Origin of the sequence: Acinetobacter sp. AL9, from assembly GCF_041464035.1 — a bacterium.
GTDB classification, from domain to species: Bacteria; Pseudomonadota; Gammaproteobacteria; order Pseudomonadales; family Moraxellaceae; genus Acinetobacter; species Acinetobacter towneri.
Genome location: NZ_JAYFSK010000150.1, coordinates 1 through 683, shown reverse-complemented (window position 1 = coordinate 683; position 683 = coordinate 1). Strand labels below are relative to the sequence as shown.

1 protein-coding gene is annotated in these 683 nt (G+C 34.6%); it reads left to right on the top strand.

Going from position 1 to position 683, the window contains the following annotated elements:
- A partial coding sequence (locus ACEO2X_RS14040; protein ID WP_371972173.1) for an IS982-like element ISAba4 family transposase occupies window positions 1–676 on the top strand: 676 nt, incomplete at its 5' end.
- Window positions 677–683: the final 7 nt, after the last annotated feature.

The following is a 683-nucleotide window of genomic DNA, read 5'->3' as shown; positions in this document are numbered from 1 at the left end:
TCAGTTTGAAAGCAAACTCTTTAAAGACTTGCCTTGTTATAAAAACCTGATTACCCTCATCAATCAGCACCAACTTGCTATTCATGCTTTGCTTTATGCGTTGAGCCAAAAAGATGAAAGTTCATATTTATGGATTGATTCAACACCTTTACCTGTTTGTAAAAATAAAAGAATCCCTAAAGGTCATCATGCTTTAGATGAGATTGCTTCTCGTGGTAAAAGTACGATGGGCTGGTTTTATGGTTGCAAATTACACTTGCTGATGAATCAAGAGGGTGAAATTGTAAATTCAGATTTATCAAACGGACATATTGCTGATCTTAAAAAAGTTGAGGATTTAGTGAATGGCTTATCAGCAACGGTCTATGGTGATAGAGGCTACATTAGCCAACCATTGAAAGAAACACTTAAAGAGCAAGGCATTGATTTAATTACTTATCCAAGAAAAAATATGAGAGTGACCTTATTGCCATTTTCTGATGAATTTCATCTACGACAACGTAAAAGAATTGAAACATTGATAGGATTATTGAAAGAAAAATATCACTTAGTTACGAGTAAACATCGTTCGATTGCTGGTTTTTTAGCAGGCGTATTTTCTTCACTATGTGCGTATCAACTTTGCCAAAAGAATAAGCCTAAAATTCATGTGATTAAATCTTTGGCTTATCCGTAACTGGGGT